Source organism: Roseiflexus castenholzii DSM 13941 (genome assembly GCF_000017805.1).
GTDB lineage: Bacteria > Chloroflexota > Chloroflexia > Chloroflexales > Roseiflexaceae > Roseiflexus > Roseiflexus castenholzii.
In genome coordinates this window covers 2,603,470-2,627,200 of record NC_009767.1, presented here as the reverse complement: position 1 = coordinate 2,627,200, position 23,731 = coordinate 2,603,470, and the positions used below count along the sequence as shown (strand labels likewise).

The 23,731-nt window shown below is 60.0% G+C and carries 17 protein-coding genes, 1 pseudogene and 1 riboswitch; of the genes and pseudogenes, 4 read left to right on the top strand and 14 right to left on the bottom strand.

All coding sequences use genetic code 11. From position 1 onward, the window contains the following. Positions 1–431: 431 nt before the first annotated feature. From ptsP to RCAS_RS10480, 8 genes and pseudogenes are all read right to left on the bottom strand, one after another. A complete protein-coding gene (ptsP, locus tag RCAS_RS10515) occupies positions 432–2,948 on the bottom strand; it encodes a phosphoenolpyruvate--protein phosphotransferase (RefSeq protein WP_012120559.1) in 2,517 nt (838 codons plus the stop codon). A 166-nt stretch (positions 2,949–3,114) separates the two neighbouring features. Next, on the bottom strand, positions 3,115–3,534 hold the full coding sequence (locus tag RCAS_RS10510) for a class I SAM-dependent methyltransferase (protein WP_232280245.1): 420 nt from the start codon (positions 3,532–3,534) through the stop codon (positions 3,115–3,117). A 282-nt stretch (positions 3,535–3,816) separates the two neighbouring features. Beyond that, a pseudogene (glpK, locus tag RCAS_RS10505) lies at positions 3,817–5,315 on the bottom strand (glycerol kinase GlpK). 39 nt (positions 5,316–5,354) lie between these two features. Beyond that, a complete protein-coding gene (gene dhaL, locus RCAS_RS10500) occupies positions 5,355–5,987 on the bottom strand; it encodes a dihydroxyacetone kinase subunit DhaL (protein ID WP_012120557.1) in 633 nt (210 codons plus the stop codon). Between the two features lie 3 nt (positions 5,988–5,990). Next, positions 5,991–6,992 (bottom strand): dihydroxyacetone kinase subunit DhaK, encoded by a 1,002-nt coding sequence (gene dhaK, locus RCAS_RS10495; RefSeq protein WP_012120556.1) that lies wholly within the window; start codon positions 6,990–6,992, stop codon positions 5,991–5,993. Positions 6,993–7,127: 135 nt separating this feature from the next. After that, the gene (locus tag RCAS_RS10490; RefSeq protein ID WP_012120555.1) at positions 7,128–7,850 is read right to left on the bottom strand and encodes an MIP/aquaporin family protein; all 723 of its coding nucleotides are present in this window, start codon (positions 7,848–7,850) and stop codon (positions 7,128–7,130) included. 461 nt (positions 7,851–8,311) lie between these two features. Next, positions 8,312–10,336 (bottom strand): dihydroxyacetone kinase operon transcriptional regulator DhaR, encoded by a 2,025-nt coding sequence (gene dhaR, locus RCAS_RS10485; protein WP_012120554.1) that lies wholly within the window; start codon positions 10,334–10,336, stop codon positions 8,312–8,314. Positions 10,337–10,945: 609 nt separating this feature from the next. Then, positions 10,946–11,314, bottom strand: coding sequence for a zinc-ribbon domain containing protein (locus RCAS_RS10480; RefSeq protein ID WP_012120553.1), 369 nt, complete (start codon positions 11,312–11,314; stop codon positions 10,946–10,948). Positions 11,315–11,561: 247 nt separating this feature from the next. Next, positions 11,562–11,744, top strand: a riboswitch (SAM riboswitch). Positions 11,745–11,963: 219 nt separating this feature from the next. Here RCAS_RS10480 and RCAS_RS10475 point away from each other — a divergent pair. From RCAS_RS10475 to RCAS_RS10460, 4 genes are all read left to right on the top strand, one after another. After that, positions 11,964–13,250 (top strand): O-acetylhomoserine aminocarboxypropyltransferase/cysteine synthase family protein, encoded by a 1,287-nt coding sequence (locus RCAS_RS10475; protein WP_012120552.1) that lies wholly within the window; start codon positions 11,964–11,966, stop codon positions 13,248–13,250. Positions 13,251–13,438: 188 nt separating this feature from the next. Continuing rightward, positions 13,439–14,587: a homoserine O-acetyltransferase MetX gene (metX, locus tag RCAS_RS10470; protein WP_012120551.1), complete on the top strand. Its 1,149-nt coding sequence runs from the start codon at positions 13,439–13,441 to the stop codon at positions 14,585–14,587. Between the two features lie 190 nt (positions 14,588–14,777). Continuing rightward, on the top strand, positions 14,778–15,380 hold the full coding sequence (locus RCAS_RS10465; protein WP_232280224.1) for an RNA polymerase sigma factor: 603 nt from the start codon (positions 14,778–14,780) through the stop codon (positions 15,378–15,380). A 16-nt stretch (positions 15,381–15,396) separates the two neighbouring features. Further along, a complete protein-coding gene (locus tag RCAS_RS10460) occupies positions 15,397–16,338 on the top strand; it encodes an anti-sigma factor domain-containing protein (RefSeq protein ID WP_012120549.1) in 942 nt (313 codons plus the stop codon). A gap of 58 nt (positions 16,339–16,396) precedes the next feature. On the opposite strand, the gene RCAS_RS10455 is transcribed toward RCAS_RS10460, so the two are convergent. From RCAS_RS10455 to RCAS_RS10430, 6 genes are all read right to left on the bottom strand, one after another. Continuing rightward, positions 16,397–17,053, bottom strand: a complete 657-nt coding sequence (locus RCAS_RS10455) for a hypothetical protein (RefSeq protein ID WP_041330594.1) — start codon at positions 17,051–17,053, stop codon at positions 16,397–16,399. 111 nt (positions 17,054–17,164) lie between these two features. Then, complete coding sequence (locus RCAS_RS10450) at positions 17,165–18,001, bottom strand: SAM-dependent methyltransferase (protein WP_012120547.1); 837 nt, start codon at positions 17,999–18,001, stop codon at positions 17,165–17,167. A gap of 665 nt (positions 18,002–18,666) precedes the next feature. Then, positions 18,667–19,698 carry a hypothetical protein gene (locus RCAS_RS10445; RefSeq protein ID WP_232280223.1) on the bottom strand — a complete coding sequence of 344 codons (1,032 nt, stop codon included), beginning with the start codon at positions 19,696–19,698 and terminating at the stop codon, positions 18,667–18,669. A 183-nt stretch (positions 19,699–19,881) separates the two neighbouring features. Beyond that, entirely contained in the window at positions 19,882–21,186 is a 1,305-nt protein-coding gene (gene hemL, locus RCAS_RS10440) for a glutamate-1-semialdehyde 2,1-aminomutase (RefSeq protein WP_012120545.1), read from the bottom strand. 165 nt (positions 21,187–21,351) lie between these two features. Next, entirely contained in the window at positions 21,352–22,335 is a 984-nt protein-coding gene (gene hemB, locus RCAS_RS10435; protein WP_012120544.1) for a porphobilinogen synthase, read from the bottom strand. 584 nt (positions 22,336–22,919) lie between these two features. Then, positions 22,920–23,729 carry a uroporphyrinogen-III synthase gene (locus RCAS_RS10430; protein WP_012120543.1) on the bottom strand — a complete coding sequence of 270 codons (810 nt, stop codon included), beginning with the start codon at positions 23,727–23,729 and terminating at the stop codon, positions 22,920–22,922. Positions 23,730–23,731 lie beyond the last annotated feature (2 nt).

The window sequence follows — 23,731 nt, the reverse complement described above, 5'->3', positions numbered from 1 at the left end:
CCGAACCTGTTGACGACGTTTTCTCGTCTCCTGCCCTCCGGAAGTCTCTCCGGCGGGCAGGATGCCAAGAGAGGAGCGATCGTTCGAGTTCATACACGCGCACGAGGTTTTCGCCCGGAAGCCTCTCCGGCGGGCAGGACGCCAAGAGGCATTATACCAATGACGCTTGACGATGCCGCATGCTGGTCATTCCGAGCCCTTCGCTTCGCTCAGGGTAAACGCAGCGAGGAATCTGAGCGGGTCGCGCCCGACCCCTTGCACTGCTCAGGGTGACAATGCCGGATGGTCACAGGTCATTGGTATTATATACGCTCGTTGGAAATGGAGAGGTGAACTCTGGTCAATGTTCCCAACCGGCAGGACACCAACAGGCATCATCTTGACGCTGCTCCAGATACCAACGTCGCAGGCGTCATCGCAAGCCGCCACGTCTATTCACCAACAAGCGCCTCCAACCGCGAACGGATAAACCGACGCACTGTTTCCGCCGACTCCATTGCCAGCGCCTGACTCGCCCACTGCCGCGCTTCTTGCAGCGTCAGTCGCCGAATAAGCGCCTTGATGTGCGGAATGGCGCCAGGCGCCATGCTCAGTTTCTGCACGCCTAATCCGATCAGGACCGGCACAGCATCATGATCGGCAGCCAGTTCGCCGCAGACGCTCACCCATTTCCCGGCATGTTGCGCGCTTTGAACCACGCGCTGGATTTGCATCAACACCGCCGGATGCAGACCGTCCTGCAAATGCGCAACCGCCGCATTGCCCCGTTCTGCTGCCAGCGTATACTGCACCAGATCGTTCGAGCCAATGCTGAAAAAATCGACTTCCGGCGCAAAGACGTGTGCGAGCAATGCGGCTGAGGGCACCTCGACCATTATCCCAACCTCGACAGCATCCGCCACCGGCACAGATTGTGTGTGCAACCCGGCAAGCACCGACTCCAGGACCGCACGTGCGCGGCGCAACTCGCCGATATCCGCAATCATTGGAAACATCACCTTGAGTCGATGTCCGGCGCTCGCGCGCAAAATAGCGCGCAGTTGAGTCGCAAAGAGATCTGGTTGATTCAGGCAAAGCCGGATGGCGCGTTGGCCAAGAAACGGGTTGTCTTCACGCTCCAGCGAAATGTACGCAAGCGGCTTGTCACCTCCCACATCGAGGGTGCGCACGACCACCGGACGCTCCCCCATCACCCGCGCAATCGCAGCGTACACCTCATACTGCTCGTTTTCATCAGGCGCCGCCGTGCGATCAAGAAAGAGGAATTCTGTACGGAGCAGTCCCACGCCATCGGCGCCGTTCTCAACGGCGACGCGCGCATCCGCCAGGCTACCGATATTGGCGGCAATCTCGATGTGCATGCCGTCCTTCGTCACGGCCGGTGCGGTGCTCGATTGTCGCGCCTGTTCCTGCGTTGCCCGCCATTGCGCTTCCCGATTGGCATATGCCACAACAATCGACTCATCGGGCGCGATCCAGACCAACCCCTCATACCCATCAATCACCAGCGGCGTACCAGGAGCAACCTGCGTGATGGCGGCGCCTACTCCCACAACGGCGGGGATGCCGAGGGTACGCGCCAGAATGGCGCTGTGCGAGGTCGGGCTACCCCGTTCTGTGCAGATGCCCAACACCATTGACCGATCAAGGTGCGCCGTATCGGATGGTGAAAGATCGGACGCAATCACGATACCCGACCGATCCAGACTGAATGATCGAGTCTGCCCGGTCAGACGGCTCAACACCTGCCTGCCAATGTCGCGAATATCGACTGCCCGCGCCCGCATGTATTCATCCTCGATAGACTCGAATGCCCTGGCAGATTCATTCACCGCCTCGCGCCATGCCCATTCGGCGCAAACGCGGTCGCGTGCGATAATCTGTCGCACCCGCGCCAGAATATCGGGATCGGTCAAAAACATCAGATACGCATCAAAGATCGCCGCCTCGTAGGGATGCTGCCGCGCAATCTGGTCGCGCAGCACGCGCGTCGATTCGCGAACTGCGTCCAAAACCGCCTGTAAACGAGACATTTCAGTATCTGGATCACTGATGATGCGCCGTTCGATCTGTGGTTCAACCTGACGCAGCACCACTGCCGGACCGATGGCATACCCTGGGGAGGCGGCAGCACCACGCAACGCGCCGGTGAGCGCTTCTGCCATCGGTGACGGTGGCGCTGATGGCTGCGCTTCCAGCAGTTCGTCGGCTTCGCCGAACTGATCCGCAGCGAGTTGTTGCAATGCCGCAAGCGCCTCGGCGGCGTCCGGTCCGCGCGCCGAAACGGTGATCATCTCATGCTGGCGGATGCCCAGCGATGCGACAGCATTGAAACTCTTTGCATTGACCTGACGAGTTTCCTGCCCAACGCGCGCGAGACGAACATCGGCACAAAAGCGCCCTGCCGTCTGCACCAATAATGCCGCCGGTCGGGCGTGCAACCCCAGGCGGTTCGTCACCGTCAGTTGTGCGTGCAGCACCTCGGCGGTTGCGTCGGTCGATGGGGATGGCGCCGCAGCGCCGGATGCCTGCCCCTGATCGCTCAGGCTCTCGACTTTTCCCGCCAGCGCCTCCAGCGCCTCGGCGGCGACGCGATCCAGCGATGCGCCCAGGCTAGCCTGCACCACTGCGGCAATCGTTCCTTCGACAATCGGCGCAGCGCATAATCTCACATTGGCGCGCTTGTGTTCAGGAAGAAAATCAACCGCCATTTCTGCGCTCAACACCGCGCTGCCCAGATCCATCAGCACCAGCACGCCGTCGTCGCTATACACCTCTTCGATCGCCTGACGAATCTTCGCAGCATCGGTCCCCAATGGATGTCCTGGATCATCGGCGCCAGCCGCCACAGCAATCGCCACCGGCGCCTGTTGCATAACCATGCGCGCCATTTCGACGATGCCGGCCGCCAGCAACGAACTGTGCGAAACGAGCACAATACTTACCATACGTGTTCCCAACCCTTATACCAATGACCTGTGACCATCCGGCATGGTCACCCCGCGCAGCGCGCAGGGTCGTGCGCGACCCGCGCAGATTCCGCGCTGCGTTTACCCTGAGCGAAGCGAAGGGCTCGGAATGACCAGCATGCGGCATCTTCAATCGTAATTGGTGTTACACCGTGCAATGCGGGCACCCAACCACATCGATACACCCGTCCAGGGTATCTGGAGTGATCCGATCCATATCAGGCGCGTTGAACCCAACCATGCCGCAGTGGCAGGCATACCATCCGATGCGATGCGGATCATACGGTTGCCGGCATTGCAGATCGACGACCTCCACCCCCATTTTCCAGCGTGCATTGGTGACCAGCCGCCGACATCCGGCATCTTTGAGCCGCCGCACATACGCAGCAAAATGATCGCGCGTACAGTGACGCATAAGGAGCACCGCCAGCGTCACACCAGGCGGCAGAGTCCATGTCAGTGCATCGGCACACACGACAACCAGGTTATCGAACGACCCCATGAGCCGTTCCACAAGAACCGGATTGCGCTCCACAGCATACACCCGCCGCACTCTTGCCGCCATGCGCAGAGCCAATCGCAGATCGCCAGCGCCGATATCGACGACGACGTCGTCGGGAAGCGCCGCTTCGAGAGCGAAACGATACGTCTCGTCGTCGTATGGCGACCACATATCTTCCCAATCAATTGCCCCGCGTTCCATACGCAGCAACGCCCATCCAGGAGCAAGCGCGCGATGATGACACAAAAAAGCATGCCGCGATCCGTGCAGGTCAACCCTGATCGGTCAGTGCCAGACCAGCAGTCGCCATCGACGAACCGGGCATGCATCCAGGGAGACAGGTGATTACTCGACCCAATCAAACGTTCGCGTGACCGCCTTCTTCCACCCTTGGTACAGACGCTCACGCTTATCAGCGTCCATCTGTGGCAACCACTCGTGATCCTTGCCCCAGTTGGCGCGCAAATCATCAACCTCTTTCCAGAACCCGACCGCCAGACCGGCGGCATAGGCGGCGCCCAGCGCCGTTGTTTCCGCGAAACGGTCGGGCGGATGACCGGCACACCCAGAATATCCGCCTGGAACTGCATCAGTGTATTATTGAACACCATACCGCCATCGACCTTGAGCGCCGTCAGGTCCACGCCCGAGTCCTTGTTCATGGCATCGAGCACTTCGCGCGTCTGGTAAGCGGTCGCTTCGAGCACGGCGCGGCAGATATGGTTCTTGTTGATGTAGCGAGTCAGACCGACAATAACGCCACGCGCATCACTTCTCCAGTACGGTGCGAACAAACCAGAGAAAGCAGGCACGATATAGATGCCGCCGCTGTCCTCAACCGCCTTTGCATACTCTTCAATATGGGAAGAGAAGTCGAAAAAGCGAAGATTATCGCGCAGCCACTGCACCAGAGCGCCGGTCACGGCAATCGACCCTTCCAGGCAGTATACCGCCGGTTGGTCGCCGATCTTGTAGCCAACGGTGGTCAACAGACCGTTCTGCGACTGGACCGGTTTTGTTCCGGTATTCAGCAGCATGAAGCAACCGGTGCCATAAGTATTCTTCGCTTCGCCGACGCTGTAGCAGGTTTGACCGAAGAGCGCCGCCTGCTGATCGCCAAGGTCGCCCGCCACAGGAACCCCCTGCAACGCGCCGACCGCCGTGCCGTACACTGCCGATGAAGGAACGATCTTCGGCAGCATAGCACGCGGAATACCCATCAAATGCAGGATGTCGTTGTCCCAATCGAGCGTTTCGAGGTTCATGAGCATGGTGCGGGAAGCGTTCGACACATCGGTAATATGAATGCCGCCATTCATCCCGCCCGTCATATTCCAGATGAGCCAGGTGTCGATATTGCCGAACAGCACCTCGCCCTGTTCCGCCCGCTCGCGCACGCCCGGAACATTCTCCAGGATCCACATAATCTTGGGACCGGAGAAATAGGTTGCCAGCGGCAGGCCAACTTTGGTGCGGAACCGATCCTGCCCGCCATCCTGCGCTAGGTCGTTGCAGATCTGGTCGGTGCGTGTATCCTGCCAGACAATCGCATTATAGACGGGCCTGCCGGTCGCCTTTTCCCAGACGACCGTCGTTTCGCGCTGATTGGTCACACCGACTGCGGCAATATCGCTGCGGTCGATGCCCGACTTCCGCAGCGCGCCATCGATCACCTCCTGAGTGCGCGCCCAGATTTCGAGCGCATCGTGTTCGACCCAGCCCGGTTTGGGATAGATCTGCGTATGTTCCTTCTGATCAACGGCAACCGACTGACCGGCATGATCAAAGATCATACAGCGTGTGCTTGTGGTTCCCTGATCCACGGCTGCGACATACTTTGCCATAGTGACGACTCCTTCGTAGAACCGCGTCTCTGCGAAAGACTACTTCGTCCATGCATCCATCATTGCCTTGAACATCAGGTACGACGACGTAGCGCCAGGATCCTGGTGACCGGCGCTGCGCTCCGCCAGATACGATGCGCGTCCCTTTTTGGCGACCAGCGGAATAGTATTCTTCATGCCCTGTTCAGCAGCAGCGACACTCTGACGCAGCGCCTCATGGTCGTCGATACCATCGGCAATTGCCTGCTTAAGCGCGTGCAACGCCGGAACAAGCGCATCGACCATGGTTTTGTCGCCGACATTCGCCTTCCCGCGCGCCATCAAGCCGTTGATTGCCCCCTCGACTGCCACCGACCAATCGGCGAGCGAGAGTTCCATCTTGTTGGCGGTAGCAGCGCCGGCCTGCAAGAAGAACGTTCCATAGAGCGGACCACTCGCGCCACCAACGGTCTGCACCAGCGTCATACCGACCGACTTCAGAATTGTGCCGATATCTTTGTCGGCGACCGTCGGCAACTTCCCCAGCACCGCTTTGAACCCGCGATCCATGTTTACGCCGTGGTCAGCATCGCCGATGCTGGAGTCGAGCTGAGTCAGATACTCCCTGTTGTCCGCCAGAAGCTGGCTGTACGCCGAGAGCCAGGCAATCACGTCGTCGCGACCGATAGGCATAGATTACACTCCCCAACGCAGAGCAGGCGTTCTGACCGGCGCATCCCAGAGACGGATCAGATCATCGTCCATCTTCAGCAGCGTAATCGAACAGCCTGCCATTTCCAACGATGTGATATACGGACCGATCAGATTGCGGACGACCTTGAGTCCCGATTTTGTGGCGATTTCATACGCCTTGCGATAGATGATATACAGTTCGATCAGCGGCGTACCACCCATGCTGTTGACGAACAGCAGGACGTTATCACCAGCCTGGAACGGCAGATCGTTCAGGATCGGCTCCATCAGCATTTCGGTGATCTCATCAGCCGATTTGAGTTTCATGCGCGTGCGTCCCGGCTCACCATGAATGCCAATGCCGATCTCCATCTCGTCTTCCGGCAGATCAAAGGTGGGCTTGCCGGCGTGCGGCACGGTGCAACTGGTCAGCGCCATGCCCATGCTCCGCCCCCACCCATTCACCTTGCGGCAGACATCCGCCACATCCGTGAGCGAACGCCCTTCCTCGGCGGCAGCGCCGCAGATCTTCTCTGCCAGCACCGTCACCCCTACACCACGCCGACCGGCAGTATACAACGAATCCTGCACTGCCACATCGTCGTTCGTCACGACCGACTCAATCTCGATCCCCTCAGCACGCGCCAGATCGGCAGCCATATCGAAGTTGAGAATGTCGCCGGTGTAATTCTTGACGATATGGAGCACGCCTGCGCCGCCATGAACCATCTTCGTCGCTTCCAGCATCTGGTCGGGAGTGGGGCTGGTAAACACTGCTCCCGGGCACGCAGCATCGAGCATGCCCATACCGACGAATCCGCCGTGCATGGGTTCATGACCGGAGCCGCCGCCGGAGACAATCGCCACCTTACCCTGCACCGGCGCATCGGCACGGTAGATGAAATTTGGTTCGTAGTGAACCTTCACCAGATCGGGATGGGCGTACTCGATCCCTTTCAGCGCCTCGACGACGACATCTTCCGGCTTATTGATCAGTTTCTTCATATGCTCACTCTCCTCTTCATTGTCCAAAGCCCTGAGCGGAACAGATGTGCAGGAACTCCTGGTCAGGAGCGATACTGGGAAGAATAATGCCAGGTTCCCGCACATCTACGGAATGCGTCAACGTCGCAGAACCCCTCAGAACGAACCCAGAGCGACATACAACCCGGCCGCAACAGCGCCGCCGATGATCGGACCGACGACCGGAATCCAGGAGTAGCCCCAATCACTGTCGCCTTTGCCGGGAATGGGCAAAATGGCGTGCGCAATACGCGGACCGAGATCACGCGCCGGATTGATGGCATAACCGGTCGTGCCACCAAGCGACAAACCAATGACCCAGACCAGAAACGCCACCGGAATAATACCGAGCGCACCAAAACTGCCGCCGTCCATCACCGGTCCATCAATGGCAAGAATGCCAAAGACCAGCACGAACGTCCCAATGATCTCGCTCACCAGATTCCACGCCGTGCTGCGAATCGCCGGGCCGGTGCTGAAGACCGCCAGTTTTAGCCCAGGGTCCTGTGTTGCAGACCAATGCGGATAGTAGTGGAGGAACACCAGCACCGCGCCGATAAATGCGCCAAGGAACTGCCCCGCGATATAAATCGGCGCACTGGCGGCGTCGAACTTGCCCGCCACTACCAATCCGATGGTCACGGCGGGATTCAGATGCGCTCCACTCACAGCCGCAACCGCGTAAGCGCCAACGAACACTGCCAGCGCCCACGCCGTCGCAATCACGATCCAACCGCTGTTATTCCCCTTCGTTTTGCTCAACACGACGTTGGCTACCACACCATCGCCTAACAGGACGAGCAACATCGTCCCAATCACTTCGCCAAGGAACGGTGACATACCGTGGTCCTCCGTATGCGTAACAGGCGAATCACACGCGCGCTTCCATCACCTGAAGACAGGCGCGCCTCTGCCACAAGTGCGCCTTGAACGAGACAGGCAGGCGCAGGGGAACTCCAGGCGTCGGTCAGAAATACCGCAGTGGCTACCTTCACAACCAGAGCGCCTTATCCGGAATCGGCGCTTCCACGCACCAAGTCGCCACTCAGCGTTGCGCACACCGACACCGCTCTTTGACAGATCACCCTCACGAGAACACCACCCGCTGGACTGGTTTCCTGGTGACGGGTTCCCCCTCCAACTGCCATGCATCGACGTCGACAGGGCGCATCTTGTGTTGCGGAGATGACGTGCATCTGCACTATAGCGGTAATCGGCGGATACGGTCAAGACGATATGAGCAATGTGTTCCATAGTGGAACTTCTGACAACCGTTCTTGTTTCAGAACGAAACACCGTGCTTATGAGCGACGAGAGGAACGTTTCGCAAGGAGAGACGGCTTAAAATCATCGAGGGAGACATTGGCGGCTTTCAGTTTCCGCCACAGGGTGGTCCGACCAATGCCCAGCATCTGCGCCATGCGGGTGGCATTTCCCTGACAGGCGCGAGCGGCGCGCACAATGGCTTCATATTCCGCCTCGTGCAGCGCCGGCACGTGTTGATCATACCCTGGCTCGGTTTCTGACGGACGACCGCGGATCGCGTCCGGGAGATGCCAGACATCGATCATGCCGTTATCCGCCAGGCTCGCCGCGCGTTCGAGCACGTTTTCCAATTCGCGCACATTGCCGGGCCAGGAATAGCAGCGCATCAATTGCTGGGCATCATACGAGATACTGACGGCTCTGCCGGTTTGGCGGTGCATCCGTTCCAGAATATCACGAACGAGGAGCGGGAGATCCGCTGTGCGTTCACGCAACGGCGCCAGCCGGATCGTCATGCGGCTGACAGCATAGTAGAGATCGGCGCGAAAATCTCCACGCAGCACCAATCGTTCCAAATTGAGAGAAGTGGTCACAATCAAGCGCACATTGACGCAGATCACGCGATGACCTCCCAGACGCACCACCTCGCCGGTCTCAACGACGCGCAGCAGCGCCGTCTGCATATCGAGCGGCAGCGCTTCGATCTCTTCCAGGTGGAGCGTGCCGCCGTGCGCCAGTTCAAACTTGCCCGGTTGCCCTTGCAGCCTATTGCTGTGAAATGCGCCGATTTCATATCCCAGAAACTCGCCCACAATCAGGTCGCGCGGCAAAACCCGGCAATTGACCGTTACGAAGGGACCTTCCGCCCGCGCACTTTCATTATGGATCACGCGCGCCAGCACTCCTTTGCCGGTGCCACTTTCCCCAACGATCAGCACCGGCACGCTGCTGCGGGCAGCCGCCTGCGCCTGCCGGCGCGCCTGATTGATCGCATGCGATGAGCCGATAATGCTGGCGAAGGTAAAATTCGAGCGCGCTCCAACCATGCGCTGCACCATCCGATGCACCTGTTCCAGGCGTCGCAAGGTCAGAATGAACCCTTCGACATTGTTCACCCGGTCGAGTTGCCATTGGATCGGGATAAGACTGATCAGGCACCTGATCTGCACCTTCTGAACCTGAAAACTAACCTCAGCGTCGGTCAGCATTACACATTGACGCATCGCCTCCGCAACCACCGGCGGCAACTCCACCGAGGCGCCCAATGCACGACCGACAGCCGCCTCGCGCTTGACCCCCAGAATCTGCGCTGCGCACAGGTTTATATGCACGACCAGACCCGCCTGATCACAGACGATAAACCCATCCGATATCGCCTCTACAATGGCGCTCAACAGGGTGCGCTGGGTGTTCAACTCATTGAAGAGTTTTTCCGCGTGGAGTTGATGTTCGATTGCCCGCGCTGCGGCGTGAACCGTCGCTAGCGTCGCACCATTGCCGGCGGAGGTTAGACACGCCATCCCCAAAACGCCGATGGGGCGTCCTTCCCAATGGTAAATAGGCGCCGCTGAGACGCTCAACCCATGGAAGCGTTGAAAGAAGTGTTCTGCGCCGATCACGTGGACAGGACATCGTTCATACAGCGCCAGCCCAAAGGCATTTGTTCCGGCGCATCCTTCATTCCAGTACGCGCCGGGGCGTAATCCCAGCGACGCCGCCTGGCGCTGGACATTGGCGTCGCCAAGCACGTCCAGAACGCAGGCTGACGCATCGAGCAGGACGATGATCATGCCGGAACCTTCGACAAACTGATAGATGTCTTCCATGATAGGGCGCGCCAGCGCGATGAGATCCGCCAGTTTGGCGCGACGATCTGCCAGCTCCGCTTCGGAGATGCCGGGAAGATCGGCGACAGTATACGGGTTGCAACGCAGGATGCATCGTTGCCAGGACATGGCGATGATCGGATCGAGTGCAGGATCGAGCACGCCTGTATCAACGAACCGTTGCCAGATTGCCGAGAGAAGGTCGCCATCGACCGGACCGCAGGTTGGCTGCATGGCTTATGTCGCTCTGTCTGATCGGCTGTGATCGCGGAGATACGCCGGTGGTAAGGCGGCATGACGCATTGTATGCCATACCGCGCATGTTGCGCAAGTCGCGCGGGGGATTGGAGTCCAGGCAGACCCGGCTCGGACTGTCATACCAATGACCTGTGACCATCCGGCATGGTCACCCCGCGCAGTGCGAGGGGTCGGGCGCGACCCGCGCAGATTCCGCGCTGCGTTTACCCTGAGCGAAGCGAAGGGCTCGGAATGACCAGCATGCGGCATCGTCAAGCGTCATTGGTATAACCCGCTGCCCCCACCTGGCGCGAAGCCATCGGGCGGATGGCACGACGAGCACTCACGCACCCACTTCCGTGTGTGGGGGCAATTCACGACCCCCTGTGGAGCCACGCGTCAGCCGAGCCCGGCGCGAAGCCATCGGGCGGATGGCACGACGGGCGCTCACGCGCCCTCCACTGTGCGATCCCGCGCTGGCAGAGCTTCACCTGCACACAGGATCAGGACGCTGAAGCCATATGCTCAATAGGGGGAGGCAGAGCGTTCCATCTCTGCAAAGAGGAGAGGCGTGCGATGAATTGGATATCGCACGCCCCTGCTTATCTACCAGCGACCGCGCCCGCTGCTGCGGCGCTGATCCTGGAAACAGTCCGAACAGTAGACCGGCTTATCGCCGCGTGGCACGAACGGCACCTGCGCTTCACGACCACACGCGGCGCAGGTGGTGGTATGCATCTGACGTTCGCCGCTATAACCGCCGCGCCCGCTGCTATAACCGTCGTTCCTGCCGTATCCATTGCGCTCGCCGTAGCCACGCCCGCCGCCCGACCCTTTGCGCTGCTGCCGACACGACGGGCAGCGCGTTGGCTCGTTCGTAAATCCCTTCTGCGCGTAAAACTCCTGCTCACCGGAGGTGAACACAAAATCCACGCCACAATCCCGACAGGTGAGTGTCTTGTCTGCGAAACTCATTGTTCGCCAGCTCCTTAAAGTTATGATACCGATACCGAAATCCTTGGGGTTTGGGGATCAGGAGCCTGGAGACACCGCGCCTGTGGGGAACCAGGAGGTGCAGAAGCAGCTCGCAAGAACCAAACCGTATCAAGTCAATACGCAGTATAGCACACATCGAGGATTTGCGCCAGGCTTTTCCAGTCGATACTACTTGACAATCGCGCCCATGTCGTATACTATCTCAACAACAATTCAATAAGCGCAACTCTTATCCAGAGAGGCGGAGGGACCGGCCCGATGAAGCCTCGGCAACCACCAGTTGAGGATGAGCAGTGCAGGCGCCAACACCAGCATCTGTTGTGATGCTTCTCTACTGGCGACTACCCTGTCACTTCTTATCCCGCCTGGAAGGTGCCAATTCCAGCAGAGTGTATCTGGAAGATGAGAGGCGTGCGCTGCGGGAGTTGATGCCCACAGAACGGTATCCCCCAAAGCTCACACAGAAGCCCTCATCGTACAGATGAGGGCAAATTTGTTGCCCTCACGCTGCACGAGAGATTGCTGGAACGGCAGCACGCCTGCACACGAGTGCAGGTGTGCTGCACTGGATTTGTTGCTGCCTTGAAATGGCTGCCACACACCATACGATGAAGGAGACAAAACACCCATGAGCGACGACATCCGTTTCACCGGCTTCGAGACGCTGGCGCTCCACGCAGGACAGCAACCCGACCCTGCCACCGGCGCACGCGCGGTGCCGATCTATCAGACGACCTCGTATCAGTTCAAGGATACCGATCACGCGGCGCGGTTGTTCGGATTGCAGGAATTTGGGAACATCTACACCCGCATCATGAACCCGACGACCGACGTGCTTGAGCAGCGCATTGCGGCGCTCGAAGGCGGCGTCGGCGCGCTGGCGCTCTCATCGGGGCAGGCGGCGGAGACGCTGGGTATCCTGAATGTGGCAAGCGCCGGCGATAACATCGTATCGTCGAGCGACCTGTATGGCGGCACTTACAATCTCTTCCGCCATACATTGCCCAAACTCGGCATTACGACGCGCTTCGTCGATGCGCGCGATCACGAGGGCTTCCGCAAAGCCATCGATGATCGCACCAAACTGGTCTTTCTCGAACTGGTCGGCAATCCACGCCTGGATATTGTCGATCTCCAAACGATTGCCACTATTGCGCACGAGCGTGGCGTGGCGGTGATGGTCGACTCGACGACGGCAACCCCCTATTTGTGCCGTCCGTTCGAGTGGGGCGCCGACATTGTCATTCATTCCGGCACGAAGTACCTGGGCGGGCATGGCACGAGCATTGCCGGTCTGCTGGTCGATAGCGGCAGATTCGACTGGACGAACGGGCGCTACCCGGAGTTCACCACGCCGGATCCGTCTTACCACGGGCTGGTCTACACACAGGCGTTCGGCAACCTGGCGTATATTCTGAAAGTGCGGGTGCAGTTGCTGCGCGACATCGGCGCATGCCTCAGCCCGTTCAATTCTTTCCTGCTCCTTCAGGGTATTGAAACACTGGGGCTGCGCATGGAGCGCCATAGCCAGAATGCGCTGGCAGTGGCGCAGTTTCTCAAAGAGCACAGCAAGGTGGAGTGGGTGCTGTACCCTGGTCTGCCGGACCACCCCAGTTATGCCCTGGCGCAGAAATATATGCCGAAAGGTCAGAGCGGCATCCTCGGCTTTGGGATTCGTGGCGGGCGCGCGGCCGGCGCGACGTTTATCAATAGTCTGCGCCTCTTCTCGCACCTGGCGAATATCGGCGATGCCAAGAGCCTTGCCATCCATCCCGCCAGCACGACTCACAGCCAGTTGACACCCGAAGAGCAGCGGCTTACCGGCGTCACCGACGATTTTGTGCGCCTGTCGGTGGGCATCGAAACGATTGACGACATCATCGCCGACCTGGATCAGGCGCTGGCGAAGGTGTAGGAAGTCGAAGGGTGCAGGCGCCAAGGGGAAAGGTTTCACGTTGCACATGGAATATTGCCCGTGGCGTGTGCGAGGTGGGAGCGCCCCTCGTGAATGCCTATCGTTAACTGTCGCATGCCGCGTCGGGGCGCCCATAACGATAGAAAGTTGAATATGGGAACGTGTGTACTGAACCAGGAAGGCAACCCATGATCGCATATGCTACAGAACGCGCGCCACTTGGCGTCGGTCTTGTTCAGACACGCTATGCCACCTGGCTCGAGCCGCTGATGCTCGACAGCGGCGCATTACTGGCGCCGGTGACGCTGGCATACGAGACGTATGGCGAACTCAGCCCGGCGCGTGATAATGCCATTCTGATCCTGCACGCGCTCTCCGGTGATGCGCACGTTGCCGGTCGTCATAGCCTGACCGACCCCAAACCGGGATGGTGGGATGCTATGGTCGGTCCCGGTCGTCCCTTCGATACCGACCGTTACTTCATCATCTGCTCGAATGTCATCGGCGGGTGCAAGGGAAGCACCGGACCCTCCAGCATTGACCCGGCGACAGGCAAGCCGTATGGCTTGCGCTTCCCGGTCATCACCATTAGCGACATGGTACGTGCACAGACGCGCCTGATCGATCATCTGGGGATCGATCGATTGCTTGCTGTCGCCGGCGGCTCAATGGGTGGATTTCAGGCGCTCGAGTGGGCAACCGCATACCCGGAACGGGTGCGTAGCGCCATTCTGCTGGCGACAACAGCGCGTTCATCGGCGCAGACCGTGGCATGGAACGCGATCGGGCGCCGCGCGATCATGGCCGATCCGCGCTGGCGCGGCGGCGACTACTACGGTTATGAGCCGCCAGTCGATGGTCTGGCGACAGCGCGCATGATTGGGCACATTACCTATCTAAGCGAACTCTCCCTGGAGCGCAAGTTCGGGCGCGCGTTCCAGCGCGGCGCTCCTTCCTTCACAATGGAACAGGAATTCGCTATCGAAAGTTATCTCGAACATCAGGGCGCAAGTTTCAATGCCCGCTTCGACGCTAATTCATACCTCTACATTACCAAAGCCATGGATTACTGGGACTTGCCGGCGCGCTACGGATCGCTGGACAGAGCATTTGCCCGCACCCAGGCGCGCTTCCTCCTGCTGTCGTACAGCAGCGACTGGCTCTATCCAACAGCGGAGTCGCTCGCTATCGCCGATGCGCTGCGCCGCATGCACAAGCCGGTCGAGCATGTCGAGATCGCCTCGATCGCAGGTCACGACGCATTTCTCGTTGATATCGATCAGCAAGCGCCGATTATTACGGAGTTTCTCAACGGATTGACCCGCGAGCGAGGTTGACGTTTGGATGGACCGTGCTCGTATCGCCATCGCACACCCATCCTGATGAAGTGGACGCAACCCTGCCGGTGCGATACGGCAGGGTTGCGCTTTTGCTATAATAGGGCGGCCATCCGATTGTGAAGATTATCCGTATGGTTACTCAGGATGCTATACAACCCTTCAGGGCAGTGCGATGAGTCAGGTCAGGATGCCAGCCGCTGATTCGTCTGCACTGGACGATGAGGTGTTGATTACCCGTGTGGCGCGTCGCGATAGCAGCGCACTTGAGCATCTGTATGATCGATATGCGCGTGTCGTGTACGCCACGGCTCTTCGCATGCTCAGAAATACCGAGATGGCGGAGGATATCGTCCAGGAAACGTTCTGGCGCGTCTGGCGACGCAGCGCGTCATTTGCCGTCGGTCGCGGGCAGGTCGCCGGATGGATTTTTGGCATCGCCCACAATCTGTGCATCGACGAACTCCGTCGGCAGCGCTCACGCCCGATCACGGTGCAGAGTGAGCGCGAAGAGCAGGCAATGTTCGAGCAGCCAGACGAGCAAAACGATGTTGTGGGTGAGGCTATCGCGCGAGAGCGCCGACGAATGATTCTTTGGGCACTGGCGCAGATCCCGCCAGAGCAGCGCGAGGTGCTGGAACTGGCTTATTTTGGCGGGCTTTCACAGAGTGAGATTGCCCAGCGGTTGAATAGCCCGATCGGAACGGTTAAAACACGCACCAGGCTTGCATTGCAGAAGATGCGCGACTTGTTGCACAATCAAAACATCGGGGTGGAAGACCTGCACGAATGAAGATACGAGCGCGCTCATGACATTGCCGAACTGCGACGAAATGATAGACCTTATTCCTGCTTTCGTGCTGGGCGCGCTTGATCCAGACGAAGCCGCACGTGTGGCAACCCACATCGCGGCATGCCCGCGCTGTCGCGCCGAAGCGGAGTCGTTCCGCGACACGATGGGGCTACTGCCCTATGCGGCAGGCGCCATCGATCCGCCGCCACACGTCAAACGTCAGTTGTTTGCGCGCATTGCCGCAGCCAGCGAAAACTCTGTCACTCAACCTGTTCAGCAACCGCAGCGACGAACCGCGCGCGCGCCTCTGCCATGGCGCTGGTTCGCGCCGGCGCTGGCATTGGTGCTGGCGCTGATCATCGGATTGGGCGCTGTAACGTTCGAGGCGCGCGGACGCGCCGATCAACTGGCAGCGGACCTCGCAGCCAACCGTCAGATGCTGCGTTCGATGGAGGCGCAGATTGCCGAGGCGCGTCAGACCGCGCAGACCGTCCAGGCGCAACTGGTTGCCAGTCAGCGTGCACTCAACGAAACGCGCGTGCAACTCGCCGCCAGTCAGCAAGAGTTGCAGAAAATCCAGGCGTCAATTGGAAAGGACGAGCAACTTGTGGCGTTCATTGCTGCGCCACAGACCGTCTCTCAATTGCTGGGAACCACCGATCGCGCGCCGGAAGAGGCAAGTGCGCGGATGTTTATGCAGCCGGGACATAACCGGCTCGCGTTGCTCATCTACGGGCTGAAGTCCGCCGAACCCGGCAAGGTGTATCGGTTGTGGCTGGCGAAGGGGAGTCAGGCGATTGCCATTGGCACGGTGACAGTCGGACCGGATGGGGTCGCTGAGTTCGTCGTGGATGCCCCAGAACCGATGGACGCTTATGATCAGGTGATGATTACGCTGGACGAGATAGATACGATTGCGCAGCCGAGCGAAGAAGTGATCTTCGAGGCGAATCTGTAAGACGTTTCTCTCCGTTTACGCCGTTTGGCGTGCCACAAACGCTCCGCATCATCGAAGATTACACGTTTCCCCGTCGAAGACGGGCAATTCGCCGCTCAAGATCGGCAATCACTTCCTGGATTGCAGTCCTCTCCTGCGAACTCACAAAGGGGGTCAGTTCGTCGAGTATCTCCTGCATATTGGGCGTGTAATAAAACATCAACGTGGCGATGTCGTTCTCGTATAACCCAACACGAACAAAATCTCCCTGGCGGTAGATTGGGGGTAATGCATAGAGCCTGAGCAGTATCAGTCCACGGACTGTAGCAGAAGGAACAGATTGCTCAAAGAAATCCTGCGTGACTACGTGATGTTTCTTGACGTGGGAAAACAACCGATTCGTCGTTAAGAGAAAATCAACCTGGAGACCTTTATAATTTCCTCGAGCAAAATAGACATCCTTGTGAGTAACGACAAGCTCAGGAAGTTTCTTCAATGAACGAACACTCAGGATCAGGTCAATATCCTCAGTATTTCGACCCTGAACATACGTCAAGAGCGCAATGCCGCCAACCAGAGCGTAATTGACCCGGCGCTCCCGCAGTACCTTAAATAATTCGGCTACTGCATCGAGCAAATGATCCACTTTGAACGTTGTTCCCTGCCAGTGCTGTACATTGAATGCAACAGCATGACGAATAACCTTCCCAATGTGGACAACTGGAGCGTCTGTCATTCTACCGCATTGCGACATATGTTGATTCTAGCGCGTGCCGGCTCAGAGAACAAGTTACGAGTGCTCGCCTTCAGGCGCGAAGGTCAAGGGTCGCGCGTCCATCGAAACGGGTCACGCTCGTTCAAACTGTCGTTTCGGATGCTCCAGCGGTTTTGCGAGAATCGCAGCGTAGAACTGCAACCCGACGCCTTCCTGGTCAGTTTCAGTGACGTAGTCGTCGGGAAGTCCGAGGAATTGGTGCAACGGCATTAATCCCGTCGGCGGGATATGCCACGGACGACTGAGTTCAATGCATTCCTCGAGCGAATACAGCCAGAAGGGTGATCCCGCCTGACGAAACATCTCGATGAACTGTTCCATCCGTGGTGTCATCAGCCCTGGCAGTTTGGTTTCATAAGTGATATAGAGGCGGGAACCCGGCGCCGCCCACTCGTAGAGATCGTGGAAGAGCCGTGTAATCTCTTCTGGGGAGAGGAACACTGTAATTCCATTCAGACCGAACGCAACTCGCCGCTCACCACCCAGAAAAGTCTGCACCTCCGGCGACTCAAGCAGCGAACGCGCCTCACGCACATCGCACTTGAGATAGAGCACGTTGGGCAGATGCCCGACCAACCGCTGCGCCAGTTGATATGTGTCGGGGTCCAGGTCCGAGTAAACAATGCGAGCGTCCGGCAACACGTGATGAATATGATCGTCGGTTGGAAGTCCAGAAGCAAAATCGACGAAATGGGTCAATCCTTCCGCCCACAACCGACGGGCTGCGTGCTGGAGGAACGCGCGCAGCATGCGCACCCACTTCGGCGTGGAGGGCACGAGAGAAAACATGTACTCGGCAGCCGCTTTGTCAACCTGAAGGTAGTATGAACCACCCAGCGTGTAACTGTAAATGCGGGCGGCGTTTGGCGTGCTTGAGGCGGGAAGTTCGACCGCGCCGGGTTGTTCCATCGAGGAATCCTCCTTATTTTCATAATGCTGACATGCGCAACCTGTGACTCCACCGGCACTACCTGCATCATCGCACGCGGATTCATAACAATTCCCGGTGACCATCCGGCATGGTCACCCCGCGCAGCGCGAGGGGGCGTGCGCGACCCGCTCAGATTCCGCGCTGCGTTTACCCTGAGCGAAGCGAAGGGCTCGGCATGACCAGCATGCGGCATCGTCAAGCGTCATTGGTATTATTCGTGGGCATCCGTCTCGACCCGTGGCGATCCGTGTGCTCCATCAACAGGACACGGATGCACGCGGATGCGACGGACTGGCGCGGATGGGTTCTTCTTATACCAATTCCCTGTGCACATCCGGCATGGTCACCTCGAGCAGCGCGAGGGGGCATGCGCGACCCACTCAGATTCCGCGCTGCGTTTACCCTGAGCGAAGCGAAGGGCTCGGAATGACCAGTCGCTGCGCTCGGCATGACCAGCACGCGGCATCGTCAAGCGTCATTGGTATTATACACGATTCTGGTGAAGACCACTGCGTCGCTCAGGAGAGCAAAACGAGACGGGGCGGATGCGTAGGTCCGCCCCTCGAGATCTGTGACAGGATTGATTGCGCAGAAGCGTGCAGCGCCGCCCAACCTTTCCTTGTGATGTTGAGCGCGACGCCGGTCATCCTCGCCAGAACCGACGGATCAGCCCCTGATCGGTATTGAAGACCGGATCAACCGTCTGGGCAAAGCAGTCGAGGCTATTGGCGCCCCATGAGACGCAGGCCGGTGAGGAAGCAATATTGCCGCCGAGGTCTTCCCAGCCGATCCAGCGCGATCCATCCCAGTAACGGTGCAACAGATTGCCATTGTCGCCCCGCACGAACAGACTGACCCGGTTGGGTCCCCAGGATGCGGCAGACGGCGCCGACGTTCCGCCGACTCCCAGGTCCTCCCAGATAGTCCACTGAACGCTATTCCAGACGCGGCGGTAGAGTTTGTTGTTGCTGCCGCGCACAAAACACTGCACCTGATTATCACCCGGCGACGTGCAGGCAGGCGCCGAGGTGAGCGTTCCTTCGTGGTTGATCCAACTGATCCAGCGCTGACCGTCGTAATACGCCTGATACATCTTGTTATCGCTGCCGCGCACGAAAACACCGACTCGCTGCGCACCCCACGAGACGGCGGCAGGCGCAGAGGTGGCAACGCCTCCCAGGTTCTGCCATTCGCTCCAGCGCTCGCCATTCCACCAGGTGTGCCAGACGGCGCTGCTCCCCTGGCGCAGCGCAAAGCAACTCATGCGATCCTGCCCCCATGCGGCGCACGATGGCGCCGATGCCAGCCCGCCGCCGAGGTTGCGCCAGCCCGACCAGCGCCCGCTGGCGAACGTCTGCCATAAGAGCGCCCCACCATCGCTACGGACGAAAACTTCCAGGCGATCCCGACCCCAGGTTGTCACGGAAGGCGCTGATGTCGCCAGCACTGCGCCGGGAACCGCTTCCCAGGCGCTCCATCCCGCCTGCGCAACCGGCGCCAGCGCCGGTTCACGCTCCACATCCGTGACCTGTGTTGTCAGCACATAGGCTGATGCTGTCAATCCCAGGTCTTCGTTCAATGGCGCACTCGCGCGCGCCGGACCAAACGATGCAGAGGCGAACCAGATGACCACGACCATCACCACAACCGACACGAACCGATAGACCGGCGTCATAACCTGCACTTCCTTTCTCCGAACATGGAGCACACCTCTGCATGCGTCTATGCGGTGAGACAGGGGAGCGAAATACAGACACACGATGTATGCTTGCCCTGTATCGTACTACAAAGGGATGCAGGTTTCAAGATAAAAACCGGTTGACCGGGCTTGCGACCTGTGCATCTTCGCGCCCTGGCGTCAGCCTTTCCGAGCAGCGTTCTGGATCGATCGTAGCGCGTCGGCGGCGGCGGCAATCGTCTCTTGAATGAGCGCATCGCTATGCGCGAGCGATACGAAAGATGCCTCGAATTGGGCTGGCGCCAGGTAGATGCCGCGTTCCAGCATCGCGTGGAAGAACTGCGCGTAGCGTTGCGTATCTGATTTCTTCGCCGAGACATAATCGACCACCGGTTCATCGGTGAAGAAGAAACCCCACATGCTGCCGGCATAAGCAGTACGCAGCGCGATGTCCGCTTCGGCGGCAGCGTGCTCAAAACCAGAACAGAGCATCGCCGCTGCCCGTTCCAATTGCTCAAAGACGCCAGGCGCCCTGATAGCCCGCAGGGTCGCCGCGCCAGCCGCCATTGCCAGCGGATTGCCGGAAAGGGTGCCTGCCTGATACACCGGACCGGCGGGCGCGATCAGTTCCATCAGATCGCGCCGTCCGCCATAGGCGGCAGCCGGTAAACCACCGCCAATCACCTTGCCGAGACAGGTAAGATCAGGGGTGATGCCATACTTTCCTTGTGCGCCGCCATACCCTACTCGAAAGCCGGTCATAACCTCGTCGAAGATCAGCAGTGCGCCATGTTCGTCGGCTAAGCGGCGCAAACCTTCGAGAAAACCGGGTTGTGGCAGCACCAGTCCCATGTTTCCGGCAACCGGTTCGACGGCAATCGCCGCCACTTCGCCGGGATTCGCCTTCAACAGCGACTCTACCGCATCAAGATCGTTATACGGCGCCGTCAACGTACTTGCAGCCGTTGCCGCCGTCACCCCCGGACTGTCCGGCAAGCCAAGCGTTGCTACACCGGAGCCAGCCTGCACCAGAAATCCGTCGAAGTGCCCATGGTAACAGCCGGCAAACTTGATGACCTTGTCGCGGCGGGTTGCGGCGCGCGCGAGGCGCAGGGCGCTCATTGCTGCTTCGGTGCCCGACGAGACGAAGCGCACCATTTCAACCGAGGGCATCGCCTGTGTGATCAGACGTGCCAGTTCGCTTTCGAGTTCGGTCGGGGCGCCGAACGACGTGCCATGCGCCGCCTGTTCGGCGATGGCGGCAACAACATTGGGGTGCGCATGCCCCAGGATCAGTGGTCCCCACGACAGAACGTAATCGATGTAGCGATTGCCATCGACATCAACGAGAAATGCCCCCTCGCCGCGCGCAATAAAGCGCGGCGCGCCGCCGACGGCGCGAAAGGCGCGCACCGGACTGTTGACGCCGCCGGGGAAGAGCGAACGCGCTTCTGCGAACAGTGACTCAGAACGGTAGGTTTTCATAGGTACAACCAGGTCATCATAATCCAATGGCTCAAACCAACGTCAGGGGTTAAGGGTTAGGGTTTCCCAGTCGCCTTCAACCTTCTCACTTGCAACCTTCGCACAGACAGCGTGCGATGCCTGGAGACATTGTGGTGCAACATCCCTACCCGCACGCCGCTTGCCTCACTCCGCAGCAATCCAGCGCGCGGCATCCTTGGCGAAGTAGGTGATGATCATATCCGCTCCGGCGCGGCGAATGGCGATCAGACTTTCGAGGGCGGCGCGGCGCTCGTCGAGCCAACCGAGTTGCGCCGCCGCTTTGATCATGGCATACTCGCCGCTCACCTGATACGCTGCCAGCGGCACATGATAGCGCTGCCGCACCGTGCTGATAATGTCGAGATACGCGCCTGCCGGTTTGACCATGATCATATCGGCGCCTTCGGCAATATCGAGTTCCACCTCACGCAACGCCTCACGTCCGTTCGCCGGGTCCATCTGATAGGCGCGCCGGTCGCCGAACGCTGGCGTAGACTCGGCGGCTTCACGGAATGGTCCGTAGAAGGCGGACGCAAACTTGGCGGCATACGACAGGATAGCGACCTGCGTATAACCTGCGGCGTCGAGAGCGGCGCGAATCGCAGCGACCTGACCATCCATCATGGCGCTGGGAGCAACGATGTCGGCGCCGGCATCGGCATACGCCACGGCACAACGCGCCAGAATTTCGAGCGTCGGATCGTTGAGCACATCGCCACTGCCAGGCGTCTCCGCCAGAATACCGCAATGTCCATGGCTGGTGTACTCACAGACGCACACATCTGCGATAACGGTCAATTGAGGAGCAAGCCGCTTGATGGCGCGAATCGCCTGTGGCACCGGACCCTCCGGGTCCCAACCACTGCTGCCGGTCGGGTCTTTGTGCGCTGGAATGCCAAACAGGAGGACAGCCGGTATCTGGAGTTCGGCGATTTCGCTGATTTCAGGGTCAAGTTGATCGACCGATATCTGGGCATGCCCCGGCATCGAGCGGATCGGACGCACAACGCCGCTGCCGGCGACAACGAAGAGTGGCGCGATCAGATCGTCGGCGCTCAACACGGTTTCGCACACCATGCGCCGCAGTGCGGGAGTGCGGCGTAATCGTCGTGGACGATTGATAAGCATAGGAGCCTCCTGTGGGTCAGCAGCGGTCAGGAGTTAAGGATTCACATTCCGATTCACTGCCTGACAAGCGACCAAGCCTCTTGAGGTTGGGAGACGCACCAACCGGATGCCAGGACCGTTCCGCCGGCGAGATGCCCCAACAGAAAGCGATCAACGGCAAGGACCTTAAGGGTCGGGGGCGTCTTCGACTGCACACTATGCAACCTTCCACCCACCGAATCCACGGGCGCGCGGCGCGGTCCCCATGGGCGCGGCGGTCCCCACGGGCGCGGCGGTCCCCACGGGCGCGCGGCGCGGTCCCCATGGGGCGGCGGTCCCCACGGGCGCGGCGGTCCCCACGGGCGCGCGGCGCGGTCCCCACGAGCGCGGCGCAGTCCCCATGGGCGCGGCGGTCCCCACGGGCGCGCGGCGCGGTCCCCATGGGCGCGGCGGTCCCCACGGGCGCGCGGCGCGGTCCCCATGGGCGCGGCGCGGTCCCCACGGGCGCGCGGCGCGGTCCCCATGGGCGCGGCGGTCCCCACCGGCGCGCGGCGGTCCCCACGGGCGCGCGGCGCGGTCCCCATGGGCGCGCCTGAGGCGCGCCCCTACTGCCCATGGGCGCGCCTCAGGCGTGCCCCTACGTCATTTAACCCCGCACACACCGCTTCCGCCACTCCTTCCACCGCCGGATTCGGCGCCTGTGCGGCAACGGACAGACCTTCGTCCCGCAGCGCCTGCGCGGTCGTCGGTCCTATCGCAATCAACGCAACGCCGTCGAACAGGGCGCGTGCCACGGAACGGGCGATGCCGAACTGTTCCATGCCGTCGATCAGGTAGCGCAATGTCGATGGGCTGCTGAACACGACGGCATCAATGGCGCGGCGGCAGAGCGGATCGATCAGATCACGCACCCCCGGACCGGGAACCGTCCGGTAGGCGGTCACCACATCGACCAACGCTTCACGCTCGCGCAAACCGACTGCTAGCGTATCGCGTGCGATGTCGGAGACCGGCAGCAGAAAGCGTTGACCGGCGACGTTTCGCAGTTCTGCCAGCAACCCTTCCGCGTTTTGTTGCGCTGGCAGCAGATCGACCCGCCCGCCGCGCGACTCGATAGCGGCAGCCGTCGCTTTCCCGACTGCCGCCACCCGCACGTGCAACGGCGGCGGCAGCGCCTGATACCGAGCGAGTGTATCGACGGCTGCGACACTGGTGAAAATGATCCAGTCGTACTGGTCGAGACGCTCGAGTGCTGCTTCGAGCCGATCAGGATCATCCGGCGGGGCATAGGCGATTGTCGGGCAAACCAGCACCTCAGCCCCTTCACTGCTCAGCGCTGCCGCCAAACCTTCTGCCCGTTCGGCAGCGCGTGTGACTGCGATCCGTTTCCCTTGCAATTGACCGGTCGTGTCCATTC